The organism is Sphingobium sp. BS19, assembly GCF_027925545.1.
GTDB lineage: Bacteria > Pseudomonadota > Alphaproteobacteria > Sphingomonadales > Sphingomonadaceae > Sphingobium.
This window is the reverse complement of sequence record NZ_BSEF01000010.1, coordinates 144,278-169,544: the sequence shown is the minus strand read 5'-3', so window position 1 is coordinate 169,544 and position 25,267 is coordinate 144,278. Positions and strand designations below refer to the sequence as shown.

The 25,267-nt window shown below is 61.7% G+C and carries 23 protein-coding genes, 1 pseudogene and 1 other annotated feature; of the genes and pseudogenes, 3 read left to right on the top strand and 21 right to left on the bottom strand.

Annotated features, from left to right (window positions below; genetic code table 11):
- Positions 1-843 precede the first annotated feature (843 nt).
- From QMG56_RS13320 to QMG56_RS13275, 10 genes are all read right to left on the bottom strand, one after another.
- Positions 844-1,287, bottom strand: coding sequence for an MgtC/SapB family protein (locus tag QMG56_RS13320; RefSeq protein WP_375713693.1), 444 nt, complete (start codon positions 1,285-1,287; stop codon positions 844-846).
- Between the two features lie 123 nt (positions 1,288-1,410).
- On the bottom strand, positions 1,411-2,331 hold the full coding sequence (locus QMG56_RS13315) for an NAD(P)/FAD-dependent oxidoreductase (protein ID WP_230189212.1): 921 nt from the start codon (positions 2,329-2,331) through the stop codon (positions 1,411-1,413).
- Positions 2,328-4,838: a heavy metal translocating P-type ATPase gene (locus QMG56_RS13310; RefSeq protein ID WP_230189211.1), complete on the bottom strand. Its 2,511-nt coding sequence runs from the start codon at positions 4,836-4,838 to the stop codon at positions 2,328-2,330. The genes QMG56_RS13315 and QMG56_RS13310 overlap by 4 nt, the downstream gene beginning before the upstream one ends.
- Positions 4,838-5,443, bottom strand: a complete 606-nt coding sequence (locus QMG56_RS13305; RefSeq protein ID WP_230189210.1) for a cation transporter — start codon at positions 5,441-5,443, stop codon at positions 4,838-4,840. Before QMG56_RS13305 ends, QMG56_RS13310 begins: the two co-directional genes overlap by 1 nt.
- Positions 5,440-6,123 (bottom strand): ZIP family metal transporter, encoded by a 684-nt coding sequence (locus QMG56_RS13300; RefSeq protein WP_230189209.1) that lies wholly within the window; start codon positions 6,121-6,123, stop codon positions 5,440-5,442. The genes QMG56_RS13305 and QMG56_RS13300 overlap by 4 nt, the downstream gene beginning before the upstream one ends.
- Before the next feature lie 31 nt (positions 6,124-6,154).
- Positions 6,155-6,358, bottom strand: a complete 204-nt coding sequence (locus tag QMG56_RS23360; protein WP_309298563.1) for a hypothetical protein — start codon at positions 6,356-6,358, stop codon at positions 6,155-6,157.
- 173 nt (positions 6,359-6,531) lie between these two features.
- Positions 6,532-7,029, bottom strand: a complete 498-nt coding sequence (locus QMG56_RS13290; RefSeq protein ID WP_230189207.1) for an SRPBCC family protein — start codon at positions 7,027-7,029, stop codon at positions 6,532-6,534.
- 63 nt (positions 7,030-7,092) lie between these two features.
- Complete coding sequence (locus tag QMG56_RS13285) at positions 7,093-10,320, bottom strand: efflux RND transporter permease subunit (protein WP_230189206.1); 3,228 nt, start codon at positions 10,318-10,320, stop codon at positions 7,093-7,095.
- Between the two features lie 4 nt (positions 10,321-10,324).
- Complete coding sequence (locus QMG56_RS13280; RefSeq protein ID WP_375713698.1) at positions 10,325-11,497, bottom strand: efflux RND transporter periplasmic adaptor subunit; 1,173 nt, start codon at positions 11,495-11,497, stop codon at positions 10,325-10,327.
- A 9-nt stretch (positions 11,498-11,506) separates the two neighbouring features.
- Entirely contained in the window at positions 11,507-12,820 is a 1,314-nt protein-coding gene (locus tag QMG56_RS13275) for a TolC family protein (RefSeq protein WP_230189204.1), read from the bottom strand.
- Positions 12,821-13,839: 1,019 nt separating this feature from the next.
- On the opposite strand from QMG56_RS13275, the gene QMG56_RS13270 reads away from it, so the two are divergent.
- On the top strand, positions 13,840-14,028 hold the full coding sequence (locus QMG56_RS13270) for a hypothetical protein (RefSeq protein WP_281822836.1): 189 nt from the start codon (positions 13,840-13,842) through the stop codon (positions 14,026-14,028).
- Between the two features lie 193 nt (positions 14,029-14,221).
- On the opposite strand, the pseudogene QMG56_RS13265 reads toward QMG56_RS13270, so the two are convergent.
- Together QMG56_RS13265 and QMG56_RS13260 are read right to left on the bottom strand one after the other, a co-directional pair.
- Positions 14,222-14,778 (bottom strand): annotated as a pseudogene (locus tag QMG56_RS13265) (HAD family hydrolase); the annotation flags it as partial.
- A gap of 51 nt (positions 14,779-14,829) precedes the next feature.
- A protein-coding gene (locus QMG56_RS13260; RefSeq protein WP_230189203.1) for an IS3 family transposase occupies positions 14,830-16,061 on the bottom strand; the annotation gives its coding sequence in 2 pieces (ribosomal slippage) (positions 14,830-15,770 and positions 15,770-16,061; 1,233 coding nt in all).
- Positions 15,661-15,777, bottom strand: a sequence feature (AL1L pseudoknot). Its footprint overlaps the gene before it by 117 nt.
- A 191-nt stretch (positions 16,062-16,252) precedes the next feature.
- On the opposite strand from QMG56_RS13260, the gene QMG56_RS13255 reads away from it, so the two are divergent.
- On the top strand, positions 16,253-17,470 hold the full coding sequence (locus tag QMG56_RS13255; RefSeq protein WP_230189202.1) for an NRAMP family divalent metal transporter: 1,218 nt from the start codon (positions 16,253-16,255) through the stop codon (positions 17,468-17,470).
- Positions 17,471-17,489: 19 nt separating this feature from the next.
- Here the strand turns inward: QMG56_RS13255 and QMG56_RS13250 are convergent, their stop codons facing one another.
- The 9 genes from QMG56_RS13250 to QMG56_RS13210 all read right to left on the bottom strand — a co-directional run bounded on the left by QMG56_RS13250 (position 17,490) and on the right by QMG56_RS13210 (position 24,046).
- Positions 17,490-19,133 (bottom strand): IS66 family transposase, encoded by a 1,644-nt coding sequence (locus tag QMG56_RS13250; protein WP_281822835.1) that lies wholly within the window; start codon positions 19,131-19,133, stop codon positions 17,490-17,492.
- A gap of 72 nt (positions 19,134-19,205) precedes the next feature.
- Positions 19,206-19,526: an IS66 family insertion sequence element accessory protein TnpB gene (tnpB, locus tag QMG56_RS13245; protein ID WP_354957993.1), complete on the bottom strand. Its 321-nt coding sequence runs from the start codon at positions 19,524-19,526 to the stop codon at positions 19,206-19,208.
- 17 nt (positions 19,527-19,543) lie between these two features.
- Positions 19,544-19,912 (bottom strand): transposase, encoded by a 369-nt coding sequence (locus QMG56_RS13240; protein WP_281822833.1) that lies wholly within the window; start codon positions 19,910-19,912, stop codon positions 19,544-19,546.
- Positions 19,913-20,265: 353 nt separating this feature from the next.
- Entirely contained in the window at positions 20,266-21,753 is a 1,488-nt protein-coding gene (locus tag QMG56_RS13235) for a phospholipase D-like domain-containing protein (protein ID WP_281822832.1), read from the bottom strand.
- Between the two features lie 61 nt (positions 21,754-21,814).
- A complete protein-coding gene (locus QMG56_RS13230) occupies positions 21,815-22,144 on the bottom strand; it encodes a DedA family protein (protein WP_281822887.1) in 330 nt (109 codons plus the stop codon).
- Complete coding sequence (locus QMG56_RS13225) at positions 22,099-22,422, bottom strand: DedA family protein (RefSeq protein WP_281822890.1); 324 nt, start codon at positions 22,420-22,422, stop codon at positions 22,099-22,101. Before QMG56_RS13225 ends, QMG56_RS13230 begins: the two co-directional genes overlap by 46 nt.
- Positions 22,423-22,734: 312 nt before the next feature.
- Positions 22,735-23,043, bottom strand: coding sequence for a hypothetical protein (locus QMG56_RS13220; RefSeq protein ID WP_281822831.1), 309 nt, complete (start codon positions 23,041-23,043; stop codon positions 22,735-22,737).
- Positions 23,044-23,331: 288 nt separating this feature from the next.
- Complete coding sequence (locus QMG56_RS13215) at positions 23,332-23,667, bottom strand: hypothetical protein (protein ID WP_281822830.1); 336 nt, start codon at positions 23,665-23,667, stop codon at positions 23,332-23,334.
- A 52-nt stretch (positions 23,668-23,719) separates the two neighbouring features.
- Entirely contained in the window at positions 23,720-24,046 is a 327-nt protein-coding gene (locus QMG56_RS13210; protein ID WP_230189199.1) for a hypothetical protein, read from the bottom strand.
- Positions 24,047-24,882: 836 nt separating this feature from the next.
- Between QMG56_RS13210 and QMG56_RS13205 the strand changes: the two genes are divergently transcribed.
- Positions 24,883-25,215 (top strand): zf-TFIIB domain-containing protein, encoded by a 333-nt coding sequence (locus tag QMG56_RS13205; protein ID WP_230189230.1) that lies wholly within the window; start codon positions 24,883-24,885, stop codon positions 25,213-25,215.
- Positions 25,216-25,267 lie beyond the last annotated feature (52 nt).

Genomic DNA, 25,267 nt, shown 5'->3' with positions numbered 1-25,267 from the left:
GCATTCGAAATCTCGGCGGCCCTCACGTGGCCGCCCACCAGTAGCGCGAAGCAGGACTTAACTCGACTAGTTTTGATCGCGATTTTGCCTATCTATACCTTCCGAGCTTGCACTTGGGGAGCGGCTCGACAGGGGAATGCCGTAACCTACGTGCCGGCAACCGAGCAGGTCTTGAGATCGAAGAAACTGCGAGGGATGGCGGCTTACCGCAAGAGCTGCCGTTCAGTATTTGGATTCGGAACGGCAGGAATGTCCCAATCGAGGTCATCGAGCAACCAGATGACGGAAAACCCGGTTGCCGTCATGACTGGCGACAAACAGGTTTTTTCAGACACCATGAGCGGGGCTGTCGGGCCTTAGCGTATATCTGGGTCCGTTCTATGTACCGACGCCAAACCGAAGGAGACGACGTTGCGTCATTCCTGTTGGAGCGGGTCCATAGCCTTACGGAGAGCGGAGGCGATGACGGCGTGTCGACCTGGCTGGCCATTGCCAATCGCGTTAGGCAACTTGTGACCGCGCCAGATCGGATCCACGGACTGAACCAACAGGTCGTGGCAAGTGCCTTTTGCGGAGGATTATTTTGCACCTTCCCACTTGAACCCTTCTCAGCTCGAACCCTCTCCGATACCAATGGAATGTCACGGGCGGAATCCCCCCAAACATTGCTGTCCGTGACACCTCCGGTAAGATGCAGGATTATCCCCGGGTGCCGAACACGATCCCTTTCGGACTTCCCCTCATGGGGCGCACGCACATTGCAAAAGGAGGTGAACCTCGCTCATAGCGCGTAAAGAACCGATGTGATGCACATATGCAGGACTTGTTGTTGTACAGGCTCAATTACTGTTGGATGTTAGCAGCCTTTTTTAGATGGCGGGAACCGCGGAGCGTCATAAAGGTCATCAGGCCGAGGAATGCCGCTATATCATAGAGCCCGTATCCCACGGCGGCTCCCAGGGCGCCAGTTGCCCAAAGGCTCGCAGCGGTTGCTGTGCCAGAAGCTTGCCCCCCATGCTTGAGGATAGCCCCTCCACCGATGAATCCCACGCCGGTGATCAAGCCTTCTAGAATTCGAGCTTGGCCAGCCGACTCTTTGCCAAGAACCGCGATTGCAATAAGCACAAATCCGCAGCTGGCCACCGCGACCAAAGGGAAAGTCCGAATCCCGGCACTACGCTCTTCAGTTTCCCGGTCCCATCCAATAGGAAGAGCAAGACCATAAGCGGCACCCAGATTTATGAGGTGAGATCCAATCTCATAAAGAGAGCTAATTTCAATACGCATACGGCCCGCCTCCTTCGGCCCTATCATCATCGGGCAGGCGTGAACCCGTCGTTGCCATGTCGGCCGACAAAAACAGCTTGGTCTCCGCAAATCTCCCGTTGAAAACGTATAGGATCCACCATTTCATGAAGCCGGGCCGTTTCCGTCGTGGTCGCGCAGATCATTGTGAAGGGCCGTTGCTGCTATTGCGGCGTGGCCCATTGCGACGCTGATCTGATCGAGCGACATGACAATATCGCCGGCTGCGTACACGCCCGCGACGCTGGTGCGTTGCTTGGTATCGACAAGGATGCAGCGACCATCGCTCAGTTCGATGCCAAGCTGCAGCGCGAGCGAGTGGTTGCTGTCCGATCCTAGCGCGGGATAGATAGTGTCAAAACGGCAAGCGGTTCCATCACGCAGCCGGGCCGTAGCGCGTCCTCCGAACTCGAGCTCTTCAAGCGGGCTTTCATTCACCTTCACCCCGGCACGCCAAAGGTCGGCGCGATCCGTCCCGTTGAGTTCCATAGTTTCATAAACGAGGAGCGTTACGTCATCGGAGTAGGTCGTGAGGAACAGCGCCTCTGCAACCCCGTGACGATTGGCCCCGATCACCCCGATCGCCTGTCCGGAAGCTTCATATCCATCGCAGACAGGACAATAGCGCAGCAAGCCGCTCGCGAGGGCGTCGCGATGTGTGGCAGCATCCATTTTCGGGCGCCTGTTTTCGACGCCGGTTGCCAGCAAGACGGCGCGAGCGGTAACTGCAATATCTCTGCCGCGCGCCACGAACACGTCATCGCCACCCTCAAGGGCGATGAGGCGGTCGTTGACGATCACCGCGCCATATTGCTCGGCCTGCTTGCGCATCCTGGCTAGCAGATCCTCCCCGCCTATCCCTTCCGGGAAGCCGGCATGATTGTGGGAGAGGGGTATCCATTTTGCACGGCTGTGCCCGTCATCGACCACGACAACGCGGCGATGATAACGGGCAAGGTAGATTGCGGCTGTGAGGCCGGCAGGGCCGCCGCCGACGACGAGGGCGTCGTAGCGATCAGCGGTCATGCCGCCTGCCTCGCCGGATCGCGATAAGCGAGCAGGCGAAGAGCGTTGACGACGACCAGTAGAGTCGAGCCTTCGTGCATCGCTACCGCCGGGCCTATACCTAGCCCGAGGATCGTAGCGGGTACAAGAAACGCCACTACCCCGAGGCTGACGAAGACATTTTGCCGTATGATGCCGCGAGTGTGGCGGCTCAAACCCACTGCAAACGGAAGATGTGCCAAATCGTCGGCCATCAGCGCGACGTCAGCGGTTTCCAACGCCACGTCCGAACCCGCAGCGCCCATGGCGATACCGACCGTCGCACTGGCCATGGCTGGCGCGTCGTTAACGCCGTCGCCGACCATCGCAACCTTGTCCTCACCCGCCAGTTTCTTGATTGCAGCGACCTTGTCCTCCGGCATCAAGTCGCCCCATGCCTCGTCGATACCAACCTCCCTAGCGATGGCATCAGCCACCTTCTGGTGATCTCCAGAGATCATGATCATGCGCGTGACGCCCATGTCATGGAGGCGCTTGAGCGCCACCTTCGCTGCCTCTCTGGGTGTGTCCATGAGCCCGATTGCGCCAATGTCCCGCTCGCCCTTCCGCACCACCATCGTGGTGCGCCCACCCTCGCGCAGCGTGGCAATGGCATCAGTCGCGGCCGCGTTTAGCGTAGGGATGCCTTCCACGCCGAACATCTCGGCCTTGCCGATCCACACTGTCTCTCCATCGACGGTTGCAGTGACACCGCGTCCGGTCAGGCTTTTAAGAGCGGTCGCGCTCGGCAGCTCGCGCCCGCCTAGCCGCTCGCGTCCATCCTTCACTATCGCCTGTGCCAGCGGGTGATCACTCAAGGCTTCGACCGCAACGGCGAGCATCAGTAGATCCTCCTCGGTTGCGCCATCGACGGGCACGACATCGGTGATACGGGGACGACCTTCGGTTAGGGTGCCGGTCTTGTCGAACGCGATTGCCTTAAGCGAGCCTAGGTTTTCAAGCGGCGCACCGCCCTTCACCAACACGCCGCCGCGTGCGGCCCTTGCAACCCCGGACAGCACCGCGCTTGGGGTGGCGATGGCCAGCGCGCAGGGGCTGGCGGCGACCAGCACCGCCATCGCGCGATAAAAGCTGTCGCGGAACGGCTCGTCGACCACAACCCACGCAAAGAGAAGAAGAAACGAGAGGGCCAGCACAGCTGGCACGAAGACACGCTCGAACCTATCGGTAAAGCGCTGAGTGGGAGACTTTTGCGTCTCCGCTTCGCTCACCATCTTCACAACCTTGGCAAGCGCACTTTCGTTGGAACGCCGTGTCACCTCGATTTCAATCGCGCCGCCGCCATTAATCGTGCCCGCGAACACCCGCGACGTCGCCTCGACTGCATCGGGCTTCGCACGCGCGGCCTCGACATCGGCAACAGGTTCCTTGTCGACGGGGATGCTCTCGCCTGTAACGGGGGCCTGGTCGATCGCGCTCGAGCCGCTGGTGATGAAGCCGTCGGCGGGCAAGCGCTCGTTCGGACGGACAATCACAACGTCGCCGACCACCAGTTCCTCAACAGGAATCTCCGCAGTCTGCCCGTCGCGGCGCACGGTCGCTTTTTCAGGCGCGAGTTTCGCCAGCGCCTCAATCGCGCGCTTTGCGCGGCCCATCGCATAATGTTCAAGCGCATGGCCAAGGCTAAACAGGAAAAGCAGCAGGGCGCCTTCCGCCCAAGCGCCGAGCGCAGCGGCTCCGGCAGCTGCCACAAGCATCAGCGTGTCGATCTCGAATTTCCTGAGCTTCAGATTGTCGATCGCCTCGCGCAGCGTGAAGAAGCCGCCGAACACATAGGCGCCGATATAGAAGGCGGTGGGCAGCCAGTCCGGCGCGCCCGCTACCAGCTTCTCGATTCCGAACCCGATCGCCAGCATTGCGCCGCACGCAACCGCGAAGATCAGCTCAGTGTTGGGACCAAGGAAATTGGCGTGTGCGTGATCATGTCCATCACCCGGCCCATGCTTCTCCGCGCCTCCGGCATGGCCGCCACTTCCATGCGCGTGCCCAGAATGGTCGACGGTCTGATCCGATCCAGTCCGCTTCCCGGGTTTGACGTTGAGCTTGCCCAGCGCGGCCAGGATCGCCCGTTCGTCCGCGCGCTCTTTGTCATATTCCACCCGGACACTACCCGAGGCGCTGGCATCGGCCTGCAGCACGCCGGGCACCCGGCACAGGGTTTCGCCAACTGTACGGGCGCGGCGCTCATGGCCGATACCCTCGACCTGCCATGTTGCATGGCCGTAACGTCCGCTGAGCTCGGCACCTGCCGCCCGCACTATGTCGCGCACGCGTGACAACGGTAAGGCGTCACTGTCGAAATGGATGCACAGTTTTGCCGGCGTATCGCCATCAGCTGGCAGGACATGCGCACGCTCGACGCCGGGTTTAGCGCTCAAAGTCGAGACAAGGCGGCCGACACAAGCATCGGCCGCATCTGGAACTTCCGGCAGAAGGACGGGAATGTCGAGTTCGAGCTTTTCGGTCATCACGCCGTCTCCGTATTGGTCTTGGTTTCTGTCCGCGCATCGCGCAGGATTTCGATGCCGCCCTTGATCGCGATAAGCGCGGTAGCCAGGCCGACCAGAAGATCGGGCCAGTTGGCCCCCAACCAGAGCACGAGCGCGCCGGCGATCAATATGCCGCCATTGGAGATGAAATCGTTGAAGCTGAACGTGGTCGCGGCACGCAGGTTCACGTCAGGTTGCTTGAGCCGCTGCAGAAGTCGCAAACAGAGATAGTTGACGACGCCGGCGATCGCCGACATGACCATCATAGTCGGCCCGATCGGTTCACTGCCCTGGATGTAGCGGCGACCCACGTCGATCAAGATACCGCCGGCAAAGATCAGCAGCATGACGCCGGAGACCGTTGCAGCACGCGTCTTCCACCTAATCCCGCGGCTCAGCGCGACGAGGCTCAGCCCGTAAACCGCGGTATCGGACAAGTTGTCGACGCCGTTAGCGATAAGCGCGCTGGAATCGCCGGCTAGGCCGGTGGCGAAAAACCCAACCGCGATCGCCGCGTTGAGCAGCAGCACGATCCAGAGCGTGCGTCGCTCGGCTGAAACCTTGCCGTTCGGTGCAGCCGTCATACCATGATCTCCTCGATGAGCAGGAGGGTCAGGAAGCCGACGAAGAACATCGCGCTGATTAGTGGCGAGTCTGGCGTCTCGTGCGCCTCGACCAGCAGTTCTTCGGTGACCAAGTAGAGCAGCGCCATCAGGCCGAAGCTTAGGAAGCCAGTGATCCATATCGGAGTCAGCAACGCCACCGGCTGCGCGATAAGCGCGCCGATCGGCACCAGCACTGCCAGCGCACAGGTCAGGCCGATCGCCTTAGCCTTGCGATACCGGCCTGTCAGATCGTTGGTGAGGGTGAGCGCGAGAAACAGCACTTCGAGAGTCAGCGCGACGGCCAGCAGCGTACCCGCCTTCTCACCAGCGATGAACGCAAGACCGAGGACCAAGCCGTCGATGGCCAAATCGAGACCGATCGCGGCTAGCAGCGCGACCGGCCCCTCAAACCGGCCTTCTGCCGCCTTCAGGCCAAGCATCACAGCGACTCCTAGCGCTCCGCCGATGAGAGTTGCGGTCGGAGAACCACCGTGCATTACCAGCGGCAGTATCTCCGTTGCAGCGGCGGCGAACACCACGCCGGCTGCGAGGTGCTGCATGGCCGCGACCAATTTCGCGCCGGGCTGCCGCCACCCGGCAATGAATGCACCGATCATGATCGCGATCATGGGGATCATGGAAAATTTGAGCGCTGCCATTGTCAGCGCCTCGCTGTGGCGGGTGGGTTAGTCACAAGCTCGTTGCCTTCCTGCACAGGATAGGAAGCTTGTCCGCTTCCTCGATCTTGATGTCGCTACCGGAGAAGGTCGCGCTGACTCCGTCGCCGACATATTGCAGACCTTGAGACGGCGCGGTCAGGACGGTCGGCACCGCGGTCGGATCGCTTCGCAACACAAGGGTAAGTCCCGCATCCTTAAAGTCGATAAGGAGCATGCGATCGTCGCTGCATCGATACGGATGGCGACCCGGAGTTCCGCTGGCGTCTCCTCTGTCGTTCGCATGGATTTCCTGCTCGGTTGGCGGCGCCTTGCGAGGCTGCTCCGAGCACGCGGCCAACGGCAAAGCCGCACTGCAGGCGAGTCTCGTGGCCCAACGAATAGTCGATGTCATCGCTGCCTCCTGCTCCTGCTTCCCTTGGCTCCATGACGAGCGGGTGAAGACCTGACGTTGGGATTCGGTTGGGCTGACAGACGCCGCAAATAGCGCTCAAGACAGATATCTGACCAAATGAGACTGGCGTGAAGCTTACGGCGCATCAGTGCCGCAAGCGTGTCCCCCAGCAGTCCTGAAAACCTCAGGGTATGGCGCAACCGCGTGCCCGTCGGCTCACGTTCGAGCGCATACGCCTCTTCGAACATTAGGAGCTTGGGGACGCCCGCAACCCAGGCAAATGTCACCGGCTTGTCGAAACTTGTGATGTCGGCCCTTGCGGTTACTGATTTATCGATGCGGTCGATGCGGAACGTATACGCTGTGTCACCGCCAAGCGTGGCTGCACCCGACAGCTGGAAGGCCGGCTTCCATTGCGAATGGCCCGCAAAATCGGTGAGCACCGACCAAACACGCAGCGGCGATGCCTTCAGACTCGTAACATTGTCGATCATTGGCACCTCACTCCTCCTTTCTGGACAAAGCGGGGAGAGCGGATGCCGCCCTCCCCTTCTCGATCATGTGAGCTGCGGCGACGCTTCGATGCCTTCCACCTTGTCCGGTTCTTGAGCCTTCACTGCTTGCTGACCGAACCGCGCGTAAAGCGTCGGAAGCACGAACAATGTCAGCAGGGTGGCCGAGATCAGACCGCCGATTACGACGGTGGCGAGCGGCTTCTGGACCTCTGCGCCCGCGCCGCTGGCGAACGCCATCGGCACGAAGCCCAAGCTCGCGACGAGCGCCGTCATAACGACGGGGCGCAGGCGCTGGATCGCTCCTGTGCGCGCCGCCTCTGCGCGGTCCATCCCGGACCGGATCAAATCCTGCACCGAACTGACCATCACAAGTCCGTTGAGGACTGCGATGCCCGACAGCGCGATAAAGCCCACCGCGGCCGAGATCGAGAAGTCCATCCCGCGCGCGAACAACAGCAGCACACCGCCGACCAACGCGAATGGCACGCCGGTGAACACGATCGCGGCATCGCGCGCTGACCCCAACGCCCCATAGAGTAACAGTAGGATCAGGATGAAGCAGGCCGGGATCACGAGCTGAAGCCGCTCGCTGGCCGACTTCAGATTCTCGAATTGGCCGCCCCACTCGAGATAGCTGCCCGCCGGCAGGCGTACGCCCTGCCCGACGGCCGCCTGCGCGTCCGCCACCACGCTGCCGACGTCACGACCACGCACGTTTGCCTGGACGACGACGCGGCGCTTGCCATTCTCGCGGCTGATCTGGTTAGGCCCGTCAACCACCCCAATGCTGGCGACGCTGGAGAGTGGTACATAGCCACCGCCCGCCACTGGCACTTGCACCTGTTCGAGCAGCCCAAGATCGGCACGCTCGGCATCGGACAGCCGGATGACCACCGGGAAGCGTCGATCACCTTCGAAGATCATGCCGGATTCCCGTCCGCCAAGCGTGGCGGTGATGGTGTCCTGCACATCCTGCGCGGTGACGCCGACCCGGGCCATCGCGTCACGATTGACGCGAATATCAAGCATCGGAAGACCCGTCGTTTGCTCGACCTTCACGTCCGCTGCCCCTTGCGTCTTGCGCAGGACGCCGGCGATCTGCTCGGCAGTGCGGTTCATGGAAGCGAAGTCGTCGCCGAACACCTTGACCGCGATGTCGCCGCGCACGCCGGCAATCAGCTCGTTGAACCGCATCTGGATCGGCTGCGTGATCTCATAGGCGTTGCCCGGGATTTTCCCCAGCTTCGTCTCTAGACGTTCGACCAGATCAGCCTTCGCCAGCTTGGGATCCGGCCACTGATCGCGGGGCTTCAGGATGACGAACATGTCGGTCGCGTTAGGCGGCATCGGGTCCGACGCCAGTTCGGCCGTGCCAGTTTTCGAGAAGACAAACCGCACTTCTGGTTGCTTCGACACCATTTGCTCGATCGGCACCTGCATAGCCTGGCTTTGCTGGACCGAGGTCGCCGGGATGCGCAGCGACTGGATGAGCAAGTCACCCTCATCGAGCTGCGGAAGGAACACCGATCCCAACGTCGTGAAAGCCAACGCTGCCACAACGAGGCTGCCGATCCCCGCCCCGATCGTGAGCGAGGGTCGCTTCATCGCCTTTACCAAGCTCGGCTCATAGCGGGCCTTGAGCCAGCTAATGATCCTTCCGTCCTTTTCCTCAACCCGCTTCGACAGCCAGATGGCGATCGCCGCAGGCACGAATGTGAGAGAGAGCACGAAGGCGAACAACAAGGCGATGATGACGGTGAGCGCCATCGGAACGAACGTTTTGCCCTCGACCCCGGTGAGGGTGAGCAGCGGCACATAGACGAGGATGATGATCGCCTGTCCGTAGACCGAGGGCCGGATCATCTCGCGGGCTGCGGTGGCCACTGCTTCAAGCCGCTCCTTCACGGTCAGCAGTCGGCCTTCGTGATGTTGCTGCTCGGCCAGACGCCGCAGCGCATTTTCGACGATGATGACCGCGCCATCGACGATAAGACCGAAGTCGAGCGCGCCGAGGCTCATAAGGTTCGCCGAAACGCCCAGGCGGAGCATTCCGAAGCCCGTAAGCATCATTGTCACGGGGATGACGGCCGCGGCGATCAGCGCCGCCCGGAAGTTGCCGAGGAGCAGGAACAGCACGACGATCACCAGCAGCGCGCCCTCGGAGAGGTTCTTGGCGACAGTCTTGATGGTAGAATTGACCAACGCGGTGCGATCGAGAACCGGCTGCACCACGACGTCAGGCGGCAGCGAGGCATTGATCTCCTTGAGCCGGTCGGCGACTGCGGTGGCGACATTGCGGCTATTTTCGCCGATCCGCATAATTGCGGTGCCGACGACCACTTCTGTACCATTCTCCGATGCCGACCCCATCCGGATCGCCTGCCCGTTGCGGACCCGCGCGACCTGGTCGAGCGTGATCGGCACGCCCTCGCGGGTCGCGACGACGGTTCGGGCGAGTTCCGCCGCATTGCGCACCAGCGCGTCGGAGCGGACCGCAAGGCCTTCGCCGTTGCGGTTGACGAACCCCCCGCCGACGCTCGTGTTGTTGCGTTCGAGCGCGGTGCCGAGTTCAGTAAGTGTGATCTTAAGCGACGCGAGTTTCTGGACGTCGGGGACGACCAGATACTGCTTGGAATAGCCACCGATCGAGTCGATGCCCGCAAGCCCATTCGTGTTTTTCAGGAGCGGGGTGACAATCCAGTCCTGCGCGGTGCGCAGATAGGTTGCCTTGTCCTCCGCGGTGGTCAGCCGCTCGCCTTCCGGCGTGATGTAGCTGCCATCGGGTTGCTGGCCCGGCTCTCCGGGCCGATGCTCGTCATCCTTTCGGTGATCGAGCCGAACGGTCCACATATAGACTTCGCCAAGACCCGTCGCGATCGGCCCCATCTCGGGATTCACGCCGTCGGGCAGGTTCTCGGCGACGCCTGCTAACCGCTCGCCGACCTGTTGGCGGGCGAAATAGATATCCGTCGAGTCATCGAACACCGCAGTGATTTGCGCGAAGCCGTTGCGGCTGAGCGAGCGCGTGTTGTCGAGGCCGGGAATGCCGGCTAGCGCGGTTTCAATCGGGAACGACACCTGCTTCTCGACCAGCTCGGGCGAGAGTGCAGGTGCGCGGACGTTGATCTGCACTTGATTGTTGGTGATATCCGGCACCGCGTCGATCGGGAGCCGGTAAAGCGAATAGCCGCCGATTACGGTGGCGATGGCAGTGAGAAGCAGGACGAGCCAGCGCTTCTCGACCGCCCATGTGACAATGCGCGCGATCATGGCATCAATCCTCGTGCGCCGCTTCGCCCTTGCCGATTTCGGCCTTGAGCGTGAAGCTGCCTGTGGTGGCGATCTGCTCGCGGCCGGTGAGGCCAGAGCCAATGATGACGGTTGCCCCGGCAGCGTCCCCGAGCGTGACCGGGGTTGCCTGGAATCCAGTTGGCGTTCGTACGAACACGACCGACTTGCCCTCGACTGTCTGAACGGCGGTGGTGGGCACTAGAATGGCCGTGTTAGCGGCGCCGCCGGTGCCGCTGAGCTGCACCGAGGCCGTCACCGCCTCACCGACTCGCCACTGACCGCCACCATTTTCGAGAGTTGCGATAACCGGCACCTGCCGCGTTTGCGGATCCAGGGCTGGCGACACGAAGCTGATCCGTGCGCTCGCCTGCCGTCCCGAAGCCGTCACCATTACGGTGTTACCGGGCTTCACCCGACCTGCATCTTCCGGTTTGAGGTTTAGCGCCAACGACACGCGGCTAAGGTTCGCGATGCGGTAAAGTTCGGCATCGGCCGCGACCGTTTGCCCCAACACGACCGGGCGGGCGATGATCTGGCCGCCTATCGGCGCGACAATGCCGAGACGGTTGAGTCCGCCCCCGCCGCCGCCTGCGGCCGAAACCTGGCTTTGAGCCTGCCGATAGGCGATGCCCGCCTCAATCGACGCGGTGCGCGCCGCGATCAGATCCTGCTCGGGCGACACCCGCTGCGCGAACAGCCGCTGCTCGCGCGCCAGGTTCGAGTTGGCAAGAGCAAGCCGGGCACGTGATGCCTCGACCTCACCTTTGAGCTGCGCAGCCTCACGACTTTCGATGACGGCGATGGTCTGTCCGCGTCCGACCGACTGGCCGAGATTAAGGGTCAGAGAAACGACACGGCCACCGATCGCCGCCGAGACGACCTGCGTTCCTTGCGGATCCCCCTCAATCGTGGCCGGCAGCTCGATCGTGCCCGATCCGCCAAGCGTCGGGCGGCCGACCTGAATGCCCGCCGCCGCTATCTGATCGGCGCTAAGCGTAACCTTGCCCTCATCGGCATGTCCGCCTCCTGCGCCTTCTTCGCCACTCTTGGCCGACGCGGCCTCGTTTGCAGTCTCATTAGCGGGCTCAGGTGAGCCGCCACACGCTACGAGAGCGAGGGCAAGCGTCAGTGAAGCCGCGGTACGCGGCATGAACATCGACATGGATCAATTCCCCTGTTGGTCTGGCGCCGGAGCGGTCAATCGCTCAAGACGGGCGCGGGTATTTTGGTAGTTGGCGAGCGCATCGATCGCGGCGACGCGCGTCTCTGCTAATGTGCGTTCGGCATCGAGTAGATCGAGCTGCCCGAATTTGCCCTCGCGGTAGCCGATGCGTGCGATCCTGGCGGCCTCTTGTGCGGCGGCTAGAGCCGGACCGGCGGCAGCTCTAGCCGAAGTCGCAGCATTAGCCGCTTCCGCTTCCGCGTCGGTGATCGCCTGCTCGACATCGAGCGCAGTCACACGACGCACAGCTTCGGCGCGCGTTCGTTCGGCGGTCGCTTGGGCAATGGCGGCGCGCCCATTGTTGAACACTGGGATCGGTATCGAGATCGCGAACACCGCAGCGGTGTCTTTCGTCGCCTCCAGACGCCGCAGCGCCGGTCCTATATTGATGTCGGGAATGCGGTTGGCTTTGGCGAGCCGGATACCTGCGTCGGCGATGGCAAGGTCGGCATCAGCTGCCGCCAGCGCAAGGGTTCCCGCCGCCGCGGTCGGGGCCATCGGTCCATAGGTCGGTGCGGGGAGTCGATCGAGCAATCCTACATCGAGAGGCCCGTCGATAGGGCGACCTATCCGGCGTGCAAGATTGATCCGTGCGGCTGCTGTGAGGCGCGTTAGCCGCTCGACATTGGCATCTGCATTGATCCGCGCGACATCGGCACGTTGTTGTTCAAGTGGCGATGCGCGGCCAGCCTGAACTCGGACCCCGGCTCCGCGCAGCACCTCGCTCGCGATCCGTGCCTGGTCACGTGCCGTCGTCAACCGCCGTTCAGCGGCGATCGCATCCACGTAAAGCTGTGTAACCTGCACCCGGATATCGGCGGCTACTATTGCGGCTTGCAATTCCGCCCGAGAGACTTGCGCGCTTGCGACTGCGACACGCGCGCTACGCTTTCCACCCAGTTCCAATGGTACGGCTACACCGACCGTAGTCTCGGCGCTTCGAAGTCCCCGATAGGGCCCTGAGCCGACCACATTCTCGACCTGACTCTGAAAAGTCGGGTTGGGACGCAGACCCGCAACGGAACGTCCGGCCTGCGCGGCCTCGACCCCCGCTGCAGCTGCTACGTTGGAAGGCGCGACGCCGCCCGCCTCCATCACAGCCTGATCCAACGTGAATGCCGACGAGGGCTGTGCGGATGCTAGCGTCGCCAATGAAGGCTCCGCTGTCGGCGCAGGCGCTTGTTGCGCCTGTCCTTGCGCCTGTGCAATCGATGCACAGGACGCCGCAGCCAGTGCGGCCGCGATCATCTTTTTCATTACGTGGTAATCCTGACAAATTGCGTCAAACCAGCATGCGCTGGCCGGCGAAAATGTCAGGCGGAGGGCGGCCTTAGTGCAGGGTCAACCGCATGCGATGCGATTCCTGCGTCTGAGCTGGGGAAAGGGCGTACGTCTGCGGCACGCAAAGTAGCCGCCAGCTCACCCGAAGCCGGGACATTCATCGACGACCCGTGGCAACTGCCGTGATGGTGCGGAACAGCGTTGTCCGAATCACCTTGCGATTGATCGGCATCGCCATCGATATGTACGATACCGCTGCACTCGAATGTGACTGATTCCGGCCTTTCTTGCGCGTGCACGGTCGCCGTCACCACCAAGGATGACGCGAGCATTACCAACACGAGGGACCAGAACCTCTTCAACATAACTGCTTTGTGTAGTCAAAACACAGCGCCAAGTCATCGTAAAACTTCAAGCGGCACCGTTGTGCCCCGAGACACGCGGAATCTCCGCTGCCAAAGCCTCCAAGCCGAGCGCATAACGATTACCGGTATTGTGAGTCTACCGAGATATCGAGTTAGGCGGCCCCGACCGCCCAACCACTGCGGCTGCGATCAGAATATTGACCTTTGGGGCCCCGCTTTTGCGAGTTCGGCGGTCGGCATCAATAGCCCGCCCATGCCATGTTGCTGGTGGGTAAGGTATCGAAAGCACAGCGGGCCTGGGAGTGGCGATTGTCGACAATTGGATTGCTTAGTGGGCGGGCAATCTCTCAGGCACATGCGAATGATCGTCGCTGACAACCAGTGCCCTGCCAATTTATGGTCCTGCAGCTCCTAGCCGGTGAGTGTGCAGGAGCTAGCCTTCATCGATCTGTGGCGGCGACTTTGCAATGACAGGTCGTACAAATTCATCTATGGAGATGAATATGGTTCGTTGGGGCTTCCTGATGCTTTGCACGATTGTTGCGTCGCTGACAGCGACTGCGGCGGTGCACGCAGGTGAGTTTTCCAGTTCCTTTACAACCAGCGCGACAACGATCGAATGCTCTGGATATGTCCATAGCGATGGGGATCAGGATCAGTCGCAAGGGGACGCCGATGGGTCTCTGCCCCATCATCATGGTGGCTGCCATGGCGTGGCGTCGCTCGTTTCGGCCCGATCAATTGTTCCAATCCTATTCGACCTTCGGAGCGCCCCCGCTGTATTTGTCGATTCGACGGCCGTTGGTCGCCTGGGCCTGATCTTAGACCCCCTATCGCCTGATTGATGCTCAAACGACCGTGCGCTGCCTAGAGCAGACGCACAACTTGATGCCTATCAATCGGAATTTTCATGCATGAACAAGGTCATCGCGGCCTTTCTGGCTGCCACGTCGCGTCGCCGCGGCGCGGGCCTAGGACACCATTGCGGTGGGCCAAGCCCTGGACGTGGCATTCACACCGCACGTTGCGGTTTCAAACGCTGGCTGGATCGCGCACGCACCGTGTCCAGGCCAAGCGTCTTCGCGGGATAGTCATTCCTCCCAGGGAATATCGCTCCTCGATGAAGAACATCGCATCAAAGGCTATGCCGCTGGACGCGCTCAATTATTTAAGGCCATAGGCTTTTTCGACGCCTCTTTGGGTGACGTCGATGGACGTAGCGCCCCATGTTGATGGATAGACCGGGTAAGCGCCCCGCAAGATCGGATCGTATGATCTTGCGTTTGGCAAAATCGGGTTCCCATTTTTCTTTCGCATCCCGCGGCGCCCCTGTCCAAGCGCGGAAAACTTGATCTGGCTGCCGCGATCTTCTATCCGCTCGCCCCATGTCACCGTCTGGGTAGAACCGGTTGCTGCAAGAGCTGCATCGAGCGCCTCAAGAATGGCGCGCCGCTGCTTACCATCAAAGACTTCGGCATCGATGCGCCGCCACCCACCATCGTATCGGTATAATTTTGTTCCCGTAGTAGGCATGAGCCAGAGTTTCGAGGCGTCAGCACTCGCCGGAAGCGTTGCGCGACCTGAACCGCGCCGGGTTTGCCGGAGGCTATTTGGTTTGGGTCATGCGGCCATAGGCCGTTGTTCGATCATGGCATAGTATTGCTCCTCTGCTTCTGCGGGCGGGATGTTGCCGATGGGTTCGAGCAACCGGCGGTGATTGAACCAGTCGACCCATTCGAGCGTCGCGTATTCGACGGTCTCGAACGATCGCCACGGTCCCCGCCGGTGGATCACCTCGGCCTTGTAAAGGCCATTGATCGTCTCGGCCAAAGCGTTGTCATAGCTGTCGCCGACACTGCCGACCGAGGGCTCGATGCCCGCTTCGGCGAGGCGTTCGGTGTACTTGATCGAGACGTACTGGCTACCGCGATCGGAGTGATGGATGAGACCGCCGCTGTGCGTCGGTCGGCGATCGTGGAGGGCCTGCTCGAGTGCATCAAGGACGAAGCCGGCATGGGCCGTGCGGCTTGCTCGCCAACCCACGATCCGCCGTGCGAACGTATCGATGACGAACGCGACGTACACGAACCCCGCCCAGGTCGCGACATAGGTGAAGTCCGAGACCCAGAGCATATCGGGCGCTGGCGCGCGGAACTGCCGGTTGACGTGATCACTCGGGCACGGTGCCGAGCGGTCGCCGATCGTCGTGCGCACCGGCTTGCCACGGATGACGCCCGCCAAGCCCATCGCCCGCATGAGCCGTGCGACCGTGCAGCGCGCGACGTCGAACCCCTCGCGCTGCAGCTGCCGCCAGACCTTGCGCACACCGTAGACGCGGTAGTTGGCTTCGAACACGCGCCGCACCTCGATCCGAAGTGCAAGGTCGCGGCGCGCCCGCGCCGACAGGCGCAATGGATCACGGCGCTTCGCCTCGTGTGCATGGTAGGTTGACGGGGCGATCGGCAGGACCTTGCAGATCGGCTCGACCCCATGAATGGCACGCTGATCGTCGATGAACGCGATCATCGCTTGAACGGGCGGTCGAGCTCCGCCTGAGCAAAATACGCCGATGCTTTGCGCAGGATCTCGTTGGCCTGGCGCAGCTCGCGGTTCTCGCGCTCCAGTGCCTTCAGCTGGGCCGCGACCTCGGTCGGCACGCCGACGCGTCGGCCGCTATCGACCTCGGCCTTCTTGACCCACTCGTGCAGCGTCTGCGCCGCACAGCCGATCTTGGCTGCGATCGACATCACCGCCGCCCATCGCGATGCGTGGTCGCGCTCGTGATCGAGCACCATCCGCACCGCGCGCTCGCGGACTTCCGGCGCATATTTGTTCGTCGTCTTGCTCGTCATGGCTCCACCTTCTCAGGAGTTGGAGCGTCCGACAAACCCGGGGCGGTTCAACCTGCTTTTCAGACTGCGGCCAATCATCCCCCAGAGATGACCGCAACTTGCGCAACGACGCGAAGCTTTTCGTCTCCGAGCGCTACGTTAAAGCAGCTTCTTTTAGTAACCTTTAGCGATTTTCAAAAGACAGGATTTTTATGAAACTTGGCGCCCGCTTGCGGTCGATCGCACTCTTCAAGCAACTCGGCCCTGGCCTCGTCACAGGCGCAGCGGACGACGACCCTAGCGGAATCGCGACTTACTCCCAAGCCGGTGCGCAGTTTGGCTTTGGGCTGCTTTGGACCATGGTACTAGCCTATCCGCTCATGTGTTCCGTTCAGCTTGTTAGCGCACATATCGGCCGGGTGACCGGCTGCGGACTCGCCAAGAATATGGGTGACATATTACCAAGGTGGTTGGTGACGGGTTTGGTCTCACTCCTGTTTATCGCCAACACAATCAATATCGGTGCCGACATCGCAGCAATGGGTGCCGCAGCCGAAATGGTTGTGGGTTGGGGCTCGCATATTTTCACGATCCTGTTTGCCCTCGTGTCCCTCACTCTGCAACTCTTTGTCCCCTACCGTCGATATTCCAGTCTGTTGAAGTGGCTCACACTGGTCCTCTTGGCCTATGTAGCAGTATTGTTCATGGTAAAGCTTGACTGGTCTCTCATAGGCCTTGGCTTGATCATGCCCTCCGTCAGCAGCAAGGAAGCCGTCGTCACGATCGTCGCGATCTTCGGCACGACGATCAGTCCATATCTTTTTTTCTGGCAAAGCGCGCAGGAAGTGGAAGAGGTCACCCAAGATGATGATGCTGAGCCGCTCGTCGAAGCCCCCTGGCAGGCCAGGCGGGAGTTTCGCCGCATGCGGCTCGACACTTTTTCTGGCATGGCAATTTCCAATTTGGTGGCCCTGGCGATCATGATTGCGACCGCGGCGACCCTTCACGCGTCAGGTCAAACATCGATCGGAACCGCAGCCGACGCGGCGAAAGCGCTTGAGCCTGTTGCTGGCAGATTTGCCTTCCTGCTGTTCGCCCTTGGCATCATCGGCACCGGCTTGCTCGCGGTGCCGGTCCTGGCGGGTTCGGCAGCATATGCCATAGGTGAAAGCCGCGGATGGAAGTGCGGCCTCGAACATAAACCTTGGGAAGCGGTCGGATTTTACGTCGTTATAGGGCTAGCCACGCTACTCGGAATTGGCATCGACTGGTCAGAGCTGGATCCCTTGAAGGCACTCTTTTGGAGTGCCGTTATCAATGGAATTACGGCAGTACCGATAATGATCGCTATGATGATCGTCGTATCAAAGCACTCCGCCATGGGTAAGTTTACCGCCCGCCCACAGTTGCTGTTCGTAGCCATCCGGTGAGGGCCGCGGCGGACGTGTGTCAGGCGGCGATGTCAGCGCGGTGGGTTTGCCAATTCCAGGGCAGCAGGTCATCGAGCCGACTGGCGGGATGGCTGGCGATGCGGGCGAGGACATCGGCAAGCCAGGCCTGAGGATCGACGTCGTTAAGGCGTGCGGTCTGGATCAACGTGTAGATCACCGCTGCACGCTCGCCGCCTCGATCGGACCCGCAGAACAGCCAGGCCTTGCGGCCAAGCGGCACGCAGCGAAGTCCGCGTTCGGCGGCGTTGTTGGTGAGGCACACGCGCCCGTCTTCAAGGAACCGGGTGAACGCGTCCCAGCGCCGCAGCATGTAGTTGATGGCCTTGGCGAGGTCGTGATTACGCGACAGCTTGGCGAGCTGGGTAGTGAGCCAGGCGTGCAGCTCGGTCACCAGCGGTGCGCTTAGTTCGCGCCGCATAGCGAGGCGTTCGCCGGCGTGCTTGCCGTTGATGGCGCGCTCGACATCGAACAAGGCGTCGATCCGCTGCACGGCTTCGAGCGCGATCGGATAGATCATGCCGGCGCGCTCGCCGCGGCTCTTCCTGCGCGCCGCGCCCTCGACGTCGGCCAGCTCGAAGAACTTGCGCCTCGCGTGAGCAAAGCAGCCAGCCTCGAGCACGGGTGCCGGCATGCGGGTAGGTGCATAGAGCTCGATGTAGCCGCCATAGGCATCGTCCTGCAGGATACCTGACCAGGATGCCAGATGCGCGCGGGGATGCTCGCCGCGGCGATCGCGCGAGTAGTGAAACAGCGCCGCTGGCGGATCGGCGCCGGCGAATGGCCGATCGTCGCGGACATAGACCCACAGCCTGGCCGTATCGGTCTTGCCCTTGGCCATGACCGGCACAGTGGTATCGTCGCCGTGCAATCGCTCGGCGGCCAGGACATGGGCCTCGATGCGGCGGTAGAGCGGCATCAGCGCAAAGGCGGCGGCGCCGACCTGATCGGCGAGCGTCGAAGTGCTGAGCGGCACGCCCTCGCGGGCAAAGCGGTCAGCCTGGCGGTTGAGAGGCTGGTGCTGTCCGTACTTATCGAACAGGAGCATGGCCAGGAAGCTGGGACCTGCCCATCCGCGCGGTACGACATGGAACGGCGCTGGCGGCTGCGTAATCAGCTCGCAGTCCCGGCAGGCGACCTTCTCGCGCACGGTCTGGATGACCTTCCAGGAGCGCGGAATCACCTCGAGCGTCTCTGTGACGTCTTCGCCGAGCTTGGACAGGCGGCTGCTGCCGCAGGCCGGGCAAGCGCAAGGCGCAGGGATCACCACCCGCTCGCGCGGCAGGTGCTCGGGGAACGGCTTACGGGAAGGCTTCTTGCGCTCGAACGGGGTGACGCTCGCGCTCCTTTGAGCGGCGGCCTCGGCGGCGAGATCGTCCTGGGCGGCGTCACCTTCGAGATCTTCGAGGCTCAGCTCCATCTGCTCGAGCAAACGGCGAGTACGCTCGGCGCTGAGCCCGTACTGCTCGCGGCGCAGCTTGGCGATCTGCAACTTGAGGTGGGCGATCATCGCCTCGGTGGCGCTTGCGCGGGCATGGGCGTTGGCGAGCTTGGCCTCGGCCTCATCAGCTCGTCCGATCGCGGTCGCCAGCAGCGCCTTGAGCGCTTCGACATCGTCCGGAACGGGCGAAACCGCAGCTTCCATGAGCACGATGGAATCACAAAATACCGCCCGGATGAAGCACAAAATGCGCCGCTGACGAAGAAAGTGCGCGGTCTACCCCGCGCTTTGCGGGCGCCAGGAATACTGCGGGTTACGCCAGTCGATCCCGTCGAGCAGACAGGCCAGCTGCGAGGCCGTCAGCGACACCATGCCGTCCTTCGCCGACGGCCAGACGAAGCGCCCCTTCTCAAGCCGCTTGGCGTAGAGCGACATGCCGATCCCGTCATGCCAGATGAGCTTTACCAGCGAACCTGCCCGCCCGCGGAACACGAACAGATCGCCGCCGTGGGGATCGCGGCTGAGGCCTTGCTGGACCAGCAGCGCCAAGCCTTGCATCCCCTTTCTCATATCCGTGTGACCCATCGCGATCCACACGCGTGCACCTGCAGGGATCACCGCAGCGCTCTCAAGGCGGCGGCGACCAGCGCCGGCGATGCCGAGGGGAAGATGCTGACCCGGTTGCCGCGCGCCAGGTCGACGACGATCGCGGGGTTGAGGCTGGGCCGAGCTGAGCCGGGCTCCGGAGCCATCATCGCCTCGGCAAACTGCGGCGCCGATCGCTCGGTCATCGTCGGCTCGGTGCTAGCCGCACGCAGCTTGCGTCGCCACGTGTAGACCAATGACGTCGAAACATCGTGCCGCTGGGCAACCCTCGCCACACAAGCGCCGGGCGAAAACGCCTCGCTCAAGATCCGCAGCCGCTCATCGTCGCTCCAGCGCCTGCGCCGCTCAGGCCCCGAAAATACCGTCACCTGACCCATCAACCGCTCCTAAGCGCGCTCTTGAGCACGAGCTTAAGACCGGTTCCTCACCTCATCGACAAGGCGGGTCACGCCGGATGGATACTGCTGTTCTTGGGGTGGCTTGCGACATGCGTGATGGCAGCAGCCGCAATTGCCATGCTCGTCGTGCGATGATTGTCAACGCTGGAAACGACGCCAGACCATGCAACTTTAAATTCGGTCAGCCGGCTACTACGTCGCCCCCCAAGATCCTGCTTCTGTTCCCAGCGGGCTCTTAAAGAGGAGGGGAGCGACACCGGCCTGTCGAGGAGCATTAAACATGAAAGCGTCGGCGAGAGATCTAGAGCAATACCCCACGCGGCTAGCTCCGGCTATCGTCGGCCACCCCTCCCTCTGACTGGGTGGTGGTGCCTCAAGCGAGACAGCAAGCTCTCTCGCCGGGAAAAGGTTTCGAACATCTCGTCGGGTCCTTCGGGATCGAGCAGCTTGGTATCAGCTAGCCACCGCTCTACGGGAGCGAGGGCGGGTAGCTCGTACTCGCGCAGCGACCTTGCCCACGTCTGTAACGCAGAAATAGTGGCGATGAGCGACCCGGTTTCGGCAAGTTTCGCCTGCACGATCGCGCAATCGCTGTGAAGATGTTCTGCAAGGAGGGAATTCCGGATGCCCGCGATCACCATGCGCTCGGCCTCCGGATGGTCGCTATTCGTAGCGTCGATCGTCACATCGCATTCAGAGTCGAGACGGAGCGAACGGTTGTTGAAATTCGATGATCCCACGCGCAAAATTTCATCGTCGATCACTGTAACTTTCGCATGAACGTAGATTGGCTCACCCCCGCCGGTGACGGGATGATACATCCGGAACCGGCCATAGGTGTCACACTCACGTAGTGCCGCAATCAGACGAGCGCGGGCTGAGTCCATGGCGATCGGCTCCAGCCACCCGTTAGCGGTGGCAGGATTGATCATGACGATTTCCGGGCCATCGGGCTCGTGCAACCGCTGCGCGATCGCTTCCGCGATGAAACGCGAGGCGAAATACTGACTTTCCGCATAGATCCACCGCCGCGCTCGCTTGATCAATGCAACATAGAGCGCCTCGATCTCATAGATTGGTTCGCGATCGGCCATTTTCGGCAACGTCCGCGATATACCCACAGACACGTTCGTGAAATCGGCAGACAGACCGTCCGGCCAGCAATCGCCGCCGCCGCCCACAGGTTCAAGCGCACGGCCACCGGCAGCCTGCCACCGTGCCCGGCACATGTCCCCCAGCGCGATCGCCACGGGCCCTTCAAGCGCCGTCGTCGCATCATGCCAGGGACCGTAGGGCCGGCCGCTCGGTTCGACGCGCCGAGGCTCGTCGTCGACGTGTTCGCGCGTATCCCAGCGGTCTTCCGTCATGTCGATGCCGCCGCAAAACGCCACAGCGTCGTCGATCACCACCACTTTTTGATGATGCGACCCGGCGAAGGGATGATGTCCATCAAGCTTGAGGTGGATTTGCGGGTCGCGGATCCAGCGAAGGATTGTGAGCAGAGTGCGACCGTGAAAGAGTGTCTTGAGAGCGCCAGTATCCCAGCGCAAGATATGAACGTGAAGGCCAGGCTTCTGCTTCACCAGCCAGCTTATGAACGCCCCCACGGTCGGCGGACCGCCATCTTGTCCGCCGTGTGCGAAATTGATGCGCGCGTCAAAATCCCAGCCGACAAGCAAGATGCGCCTTTCGGCTTTCAGCATCGCCGAACGTAGGGCTGTGAAATAACCGTCCGCATCGACGATTACGGTGGCGCGTGTCGCCCGTTCCACCCGCCAATATAAATCCGCGGCCGCAGGAACTTCATCGTGAACTTTCATTTTACGCCGCCATGCTCGTTGGCTCGCATAAGCGCAAGCACCACTCTGTTAAGCGCGCGCGTCATGGCTTGCGGTGCCATCGCGCGACCCGCCAGCCGTAGCCGATTACCACCAGCACGGTGATAGCGGTGGAGACCGGCCCGACATAACGCTCCACCTGCGTATATTGTTGTCCCAGCGCATATCCGGCAACCGTCAGCGCGGCCGTCCAGGCGACTGTTCCAGCTGCAGACCAGGCTGCAAAACGAGGCAGCGGCATCTTAAGCATTCCTGCCGGAACCGACACGACTGATCTAACCGTCGGAATGAGTCGCCCGAGACACACAAAAGCTGCGCCGTGTCGGTCTAACCAGTCCCTCGAACGCTCGACCTCCGACCAATCGAGTGCCAGCCATCGCCCATGGCGCTCGAGCAGCCGACGAAACCGGTGAACGCCGAGCGATCGCGCGATCGCGCGGCGAAATACCAGCAAAGGTTCCCCGCCATCGCGCCCGCAGAACCCGCAGCGACTGCGCCCGCCAGCGACAGCGATCCGCGCGCTGCGCGGAGCCCGGCAAGCGGCATGATCACCTCGGATGGGAGGGGCGGAAAAACCGTCTCGGCAAACATCAGGATGGCAATGCCGACATAGCCGAGTTGGTCAATCAGTTGTTGAATCCACTCCCCCACATCGGCTCCATCTGGCGCTTAACGTATGTCCGCGACGGCGGGTTGGAACCATGTGCCGCCACTGGCGGCAAAAAACCACCCACGCTCTAATTGCGCAGCGCCGTCGCATTTTGCCGCTGTAAGTTGCATGACCAGACTGTTCAGCGCTTGCGGCGGCGAAATGGCCAGCTCTGCCGTTTCGGCGAGCCGGCCACACGGCCCCCGCAGCGCCGAGGTGCACCGCGCTTGATTGCGCGGCAAGGATGCCTATTCGTCCGTGAACAAATTAACACCCGATCGAGGCGCCCGGCCCAACACTTTCAGACAACAAGCCTAGTAGCGATCATCGCGGCGGTGCTCACGGCGCTCCTGTCGTTCGTGACGCCATTCGTTGCGATATCCCCGATCGTTGCGATATTCTTGATTGTTGTGCCGATAAGCCTGTCGGCGCTCGTTGCGATATGTCTGACGATAGTTGCTGTCATAATCATACGCCCCGTTATAACCGTAACCGCCTGAGTTGCCGTAGCCACGTTGCGCACCATGGTCCTGGCCACCGCGATATCCATCCCGAGACTGGGCCATCGCCGCCGGGGCGGTAAAGGTCAGGAGCGCTGCGGCTGCGATCAAATACTTCCTCATGATCTATCCTTCAGTTTATGACGGAGCGTCATGGATATGTATTGAGCCCGTTGGGATGAATACTTCCGGAATAGTGGCTGCAGCAATCGTTCACTTAAGGCTCTTATTGATAGTGGGCTAGTGGCTCGCGATGGTGGTGACGCGGCATCGGCGGGTAATTGCCGATGCGACCCCTTTCTTGAATAAGCAACGGCGGCCAATCTTGGAACCCTGGTGACCATTTTCGTAATTGGCAGGCTCCTCGCTGGCCCGGCGTTGTATGAAACGGAAAGAACTGAGATGATCGACTTAGCGGCCGCCGCGTCCGTGGCGGTCGCTGCTATCACCACCGGCGCGCGGTAGCGCCGGCATCGGGCGGACGTTGTCGGGTCTGATGAGTTGACCGCGGCGCTGCGGCATGTTCGCAGACTGCTGGGCTGCAGGCGCGCGGTATGTGGGTGGCGAATTGCTCACAGGATAGCCGCGATAATCCCCCCCGCCATAGCCGTGCCCGCCATCCCAGCTAACGCCGCCATGTCCTCCGCTCCAATTGACACCTGCTCCGTGAGATTGCGTCTGCGCGACGCTCGGAGATGCAAGCGCCGCCGCGAAAGCTGACATCGACAACATCTGCGCTATTTTCATGGTCATATTGTCCTTAATCCGCTGGCCGATCGACCCATGGCTGCAATTTGTGTCAATGATGCCGCTCTTCCCGCCGTCTGTCATGATGGTCACGGCGATAGCCTCGATTACCGTCGTAGTAGCCGCGTTGCTGGTAGCTGATGCGCCGATCATAAAAATAAGGGTCATCATAGTAGGCGGACCGGGGGGCATAGCGGTAGCCACCGTAGTCGCCACCATAGCCACCGTAATATCCAGCTCCGTGACCAACGTTGATGCCAACCCCGCCATGCCCGCCCCGATGGTGGCCGCCGCCATGCCGGTCCCGCGCCAAGGCGGGAGACGCAGTCAATGTCGCGAGGGCGGCACTAGCGAGAACGAGAAGGATCTTTCGCTGCATCTCTTCTCTCCTTAGCGCTTCGAACCAGCCACTCTTGCCGATCTCCGTAGCCACGCAGCACTGAACTCATCGTGAACCACAAAGCCTGAAATTGTCTGTCAAGCCAGTTCGTCGTGAAGGCATGCCAAGTAAAAGGTGGCCGACCGCAGGACGAGCGCCTCGCCGACAGATGGCGCACTCTTCTCGGTGAAGCGATAGAACAGGCGCAACAATATAAATGACGATGCAAGATGCTGCGGACTTTGGGTGGGACAGTGGGGAGGATGTCGTCGATCGCCTTGCGGGGCGATTGCACGACCATGCAGGACGAACCTCGCTATGCCTACGCCCATTAACGGGTGCCCTGCATACCCCGAGTGCCGTCGTCGCGATCAGAGTTACGCTTCAACCTGCGAACGGAGCCGCCCGAACGAGGCGCCTTCAGCGGTCGCGGTCGCGGTCGCAGCGACGGAAGGGGAAGCGACGTGCGTGGTCAAGGTGTCGGACGTCGGCCCGGTCGTGGACGATCCTACTATCCATTTTGTGGCACCTATTCCGGGCAACCTTATTTTGGCTCCATCTGGTTGGAATCGGCGTAGGCGGTCACGGTGGCGGGCATGGTTCCTTCGGTGGTCACCGCTCCGGTCCTCATCGCTAGAGGCGGATCGGTATTTGACCAAAAATGCAACCGCCAGGCTGCGCCATTCGGGTTAGGTTCATTGCGAGACGCGCATCATGCTCTGGTCAATGGCCGTCGCGGTGTCCTGTTGTCAGTCGCAAGCCGCATCCGAACGAGCGAGGAATTCAGCATGTCCGATATCGTCCCAGCATCTGCATCCACGGCCCGCGCGCAGGGGATGCTCTGCCCGGTATGCAGAGTTGATCTCCTGCTTTCCGATCGACAGGGGATCGAGATCGATTATTGTCCGCAGTGCCGGGGCGTCTGGCTCGATCGTGGCGAACTCGACAAGATCATCGAACGGAACGCCGCTTTCGAGGCCGATGCACCGCCGCAGTCTATCGGCGGCGGCGCACCTGGGCCCGGCTACGGCCAGTCAGCCCCGTGGGGTGGAGGTCATGGCGAGGATCGTTACAGTGGCGGGCACGGAGGGGGCCATGGCGGAGGTCACGGCGGAGGCCACGGCAGCGGCCATCAGCGAGGCGGCTTTCTGGGCGGTCTGTTCCGATAACACCAGCATCCGCTCGTGACACGTTGCCGCTCGGGTCTGATCAGGTGGCCGG

What these genes read in the sequence shown, in the direction of transcription:
- QMG56_RS13320 (WP_375713693.1), bottom strand. Translation starts at nt 1,287, where the DNA reads ATGCGTATTGAAATTAGCTCTCTTTATGAGATTGGATCTCACCTCATA.
- QMG56_RS13315 (WP_230189212.1), bottom strand. Translation starts at nt 2,331, where the DNA reads ATGACCGCTGATCGCTACGACGCCCTCGTCGTCGGCGGCGGCCCTGCC.
- QMG56_RS13310 (WP_230189211.1), bottom strand. Translation starts at nt 4,838, where the DNA reads ATGACCGAAAAGCTCGAACTCGACATTCCCGTCCTTCTGCCGGAAGTT.
- QMG56_RS13305 (WP_230189210.1), bottom strand. Translation starts at nt 5,443, where the DNA reads ATGACGGCTGCACCGAACGGCAAGGTTTCAGCCGAGCGACGCACGCTC.
- QMG56_RS13300 (WP_230189209.1), bottom strand. Translation starts at nt 6,123, where the DNA reads ATGGCAGCGCTCAAATTTTCCATGATCCCCATGATCGCGATCATGATC.
- QMG56_RS23360 (WP_309298563.1), bottom strand. Translation starts at nt 6,358, where the DNA reads ATGCTCCTTATCGACTTTAAGGATGCGGGACTTACCCTTGTGTTGCGA.
- QMG56_RS13290 (WP_230189207.1), bottom strand. Translation starts at nt 7,029, where the DNA reads ATGATCGACAATGTTACGAGTCTGAAGGCATCGCCGCTGCGTGTTTGG.
- QMG56_RS13285 (WP_230189206.1), bottom strand. Translation starts at nt 10,320, where the DNA reads ATGATCGCGCGCATTGTCACATGGGCGGTCGAGAAGCGCTGGCTCGTC.
- QMG56_RS13280 (WP_375713698.1), bottom strand. Translation starts at nt 11,497, where the DNA reads ATGTTCATGCCGCGTACCGCGGCTTCACTGACGCTTGCCCTCGCTCTC.
- QMG56_RS13275 (WP_230189204.1), bottom strand. Translation starts at nt 12,820, where the DNA reads ATGAAAAAGATGATCGCGGCCGCACTGGCTGCGGCGTCCTGTGCATCG.
- QMG56_RS13270 (WP_281822836.1), top strand. Translation starts at nt 13,840, where the DNA reads ATGTCCATAGCGATGGGGATCAGGATCAGTCGCAAGGGGACGCCGATG.
- QMG56_RS13255 (WP_230189202.1), top strand. Translation starts at nt 16,253, where the DNA reads ATGAAACTTGGCGCCCGCTTGCGGTCGATCGCACTCTTCAAGCAACTC.
- QMG56_RS13250 (WP_281822835.1), bottom strand. Translation starts at nt 19,133, where the DNA reads ATGGAAGCTGCGGTTTCGCCCGTTCCGGACGATGTCGAAGCGCTCAAG.
- QMG56_RS13240 (WP_281822833.1), bottom strand. Translation starts at nt 19,912, where the DNA reads ATGGGTCAGGTGACGGTATTTTCGGGGCCTGAGCGGCGCAGGCGCTGG.
- QMG56_RS13235 (WP_281822832.1), bottom strand. Translation starts at nt 21,753, where the DNA reads ATGAAAGTTCACGATGAAGTTCCTGCGGCCGCGGATTTATATTGGCGG.
- QMG56_RS13220 (WP_281822831.1), bottom strand. Translation starts at nt 23,043, where the DNA reads ATGAGGAAGTATTTGATCGCAGCCGCAGCGCTCCTGACCTTTACCGCC.
- QMG56_RS13215 (WP_281822830.1), bottom strand. Translation starts at nt 23,667, where the DNA reads ATGAAAATAGCGCAGATGTTGTCGATGTCAGCTTTCGCGGCGGCGCTT.
- QMG56_RS13210 (WP_230189199.1), bottom strand. Translation starts at nt 24,046, where the DNA reads ATGCAGCGAAAGATCCTTCTCGTTCTCGCTAGTGCCGCCCTCGCGACA.
- QMG56_RS13205 (WP_230189230.1), top strand. Translation starts at nt 24,883, where the DNA reads ATGCTCTGCCCGGTATGCAGAGTTGATCTCCTGCTTTCCGATCGACAG.